Annotated in this window: 3 protein-coding genes; all 3 read left to right on the top strand. The window is 39.7% G+C overall.

The genetic code is table 11. The features are described 5' to 3' along the window. Nucleotides 1–111 precede the first annotated feature (111 nt). Nucleotides 112–567, top strand: coding sequence for a GNAT family N-acetyltransferase (locus CWC18_RS20335; protein WP_138593770.1), 456 nt, complete (start codon nt 112–114; stop codon nt 565–567). Between the two features lie 710 nt (nt 568–1277). Further along, the gene (locus CWC18_RS22025) at nt 1278–1433 is read left to right on the top strand and encodes a BBE domain-containing protein (RefSeq protein WP_434063445.1); all 156 of its coding nucleotides are present in this window, start codon (nt 1278–1280) and stop codon (nt 1431–1433) included. 97 nt (nt 1434–1530) lie between these two features. Beyond that, nucleotides 1531–2574, top strand: coding sequence for a PLP-dependent cysteine synthase family protein (locus tag CWC18_RS20345; RefSeq protein WP_138593768.1), 1044 nt, complete (start codon nt 1531–1533; stop codon nt 2572–2574). Nucleotides 2575–2615: the final 41 nt, after the last annotated feature.

The raw sequence follows: 2615 nt of genomic DNA on the forward strand, positions 1-2615 counted from the left end.
CTTATCTGATCGGCATTAACCTTTAGGTGCTTTTTTTGTGAGGTGTATTCTTGGTTTTTAAAAAAAAGGTACATTCAAATGTGTATCTAAATAGAAACAAATAGGTGTGGAATGATCGTCAGAGCTGCGAAAGAGACTGATTTATTAAGATTAGAAGAGCTAGAACAAGGTATTATTAGTGCTGAACGACCATTTAATAGCACGCTTAAAGTTGAGGGGGCTAAATATTATGATTTACCAACCTTAATTTCGAGCGATGACAGTTTGTTGTTGGTTGTTGAGTTAGAAGGTGAATTAATCTCGACAGGTTATGTCCAGATACGAGTGTCAAAACAGTCTTTAAATCATGATAAACATGGATATTTAGGGTTTATGTATGTTGAACCTGAACATCGAGGCAAGGGAATAAATAAAGTGGTTATTGAGCACTTGATTGAGTGGGCCAAAGCTAAGGGTATTCATGACTTTTATTTAGATGTGTACGCTGAAAATGGTTTTGCCATGAGTGCTTATAAAAAACTGGGTTTTGAGAATACGTTGGTTGAAATGGCAGTTCATATAAAGTGATAACGTCAAGTTAGCTAAGGTTTTAATGAAAAACAGAGACTAAAGATAGATGTATTAAACTGAGGTATAGATGTAGAGTAAATGTTACTTTTTAACAGAGTGAGACATTTATGCAAGGTGCTGGTACTGAGCTATTTAAACAGGGTGAGAACACGAAAATAAAATAAGCAAAAACTTCATGTAGACTAGTACACCTAAGGTAAATATGAATTTATACTCCTTTTTGTGACATGTAATAAATATGAGCCTTATCTCCTTTTCCAAGTACCTAAAGTCCATAAACGACCCTCGCCAGCAAAGTAAAGTTTCACATGCACTTTTTGATGTGCTTTTTCTAACAGCATAATCCGTTATTGCAGGAGGTGAAGGATGGGAAGATTTCGGTGAGTGTAGGTTGGATTGGTTACGAAAATACGCCCCCTTTTGAGAAAGGGATACCAGCACACGATACAATTGCGAGAGTAGTGAGTCATCGCGCCCCCGAGGCGCTAAATACATGATTTGTAAAGTGGATGAATGAAACTGAAAAGCTGACAGAAACACAGGTGATATTCATTGATGACAAGACACTACAGCATGTATGAATGATGTGTTTCCAGTCGCTCAAATTAATACCTTGTGGGAGTTGTTGACTTCAGATGCATTTATAAACCCCGTAGCAGCTTTACACTAAGATGTATGGCCTCAATGGTCCTGAATCAGATAGTGTGATGGACGGCTGTTATGTTAACTACCCAGATCTCGATTTGCCTAACCGGCAAACGCTGTATTATAAAGATAACTACCCAAGGTTACTGCGTATTAAAACCCAGCTTGATCCTCATAATTCCTTGTACCACGCTCAATCCATTGAGTTATTGAGCTAGTCTTTTAAGGGATAATTCACGAAGAGTTTTTGCACTGGCATCAAAAAGATGCCAGTCTTGGTTCAAGTACTACCATAAGCTAAACAGGAGCTAAGCGATGAACCGAGCGTGGATAAACTGGGCAATTAAAACCATTGAAGCGGATTATAGACGGTCTGCCGACACACACCTTATTCGGTTAGATTTGAAAAGCCACCCGAATATTGTAGTGTATTTAAAAGATGAAAGCACACACCCTACAGGATCATTAAAGCATCGTTTAGCGCGATCGCTTTTTTTATATGCCCTGTGTAACGGTAAAATTCACCAAAATACCCCCATTATTGAGTCTTCTTCTGGCAGCACAGCCGTATCAGAAGCTTACTTCGCTAAATTACTCGGTTTACCGTTTATTGCTGTTGTGCCTAAATCGACTGCTCAAGAAAAGATTAAACAAATTGAATTTTATAATGGCCAATGTCATTTAGTTGAGCAAACAGATCAAATTTATGCCGAGTCAAAAGCGTTAGCTGCAAAAATGAATGGCTTTTATATGGATCAATTTACTTTTGCAGAACGCGCGACCGATTGGCGTGGCAATAACAACATTGCAGAAAGTATTTTTAAACAAATGGCTGATGAACCATTTACGGTGCCAAAGTGGATTGTAATGAGCCCAGGGACGGGGGGGACGTCAGCAACCTTAGGGCGATATATTCGTTTCCAGCAGTATGACACACAGTTGCTGGTTGTTGATCCAGAGCATTCGGTATTCTATGACTATTATAAAAGCCAAAATACAGCGCTTACCCATCATTGTGGCAGTAAAATTGAGGGGATCGGTCGGCCAAGAGTTGAGCCTTCTTTTATTCCTGGCGTTGTGGATGACATGCTGAAGGTACCAGATCAAGCGAGCATAGCTGCAATGCATTGGTTAAATGCACAATTAGGACGCAAGGTTGGTCCGTCATCGGGGACTAATATTTGGGGGGTGCTGAATCTCATTGACCGTATGCAGCAAGTAGGTGAAACAGGGGCTATTGTGTCTTTGATCTGTGATAGTGGCGAACGCTACTTGAATACGTATTATGATGAAGAGTGGGTGAAAAGCTCAATTGGCGGTTTTAGCCACCATAATGCGTATTTAAAGCGGTTTTTTTAAGATTACCGATACATTGCTTAGCAGGGCGAGAGCGTGAATAT

The sequence above is a fragment of the Pseudoalteromonas aurantia genome (assembly GCF_005886875.1).
Taxonomy (GTDB): Bacteria; Pseudomonadota; Gammaproteobacteria; order Enterobacterales; family Alteromonadaceae; genus Pseudoalteromonas; species Pseudoalteromonas aurantia_A.

Bases quoted from the DNA above. Each gene is read 5' to 3' on its own strand.
- CWC18_RS22025 (WP_434063445.1), top strand. From the start codon at position 1,278: ATGGACGGCTGTTATGTTAACTACCCAGATCTCGATTTGCCTAACCGG.
- CWC18_RS20335 (WP_138593770.1), top strand. From the start codon at position 112: ATGATCGTCAGAGCTGCGAAAGAGACTGATTTATTAAGATTAGAAGAG.
- CWC18_RS20345 (WP_138593768.1), top strand. From the start codon at position 1,531: ATGAACCGAGCGTGGATAAACTGGGCAATTAAAACCATTGAAGCGGAT.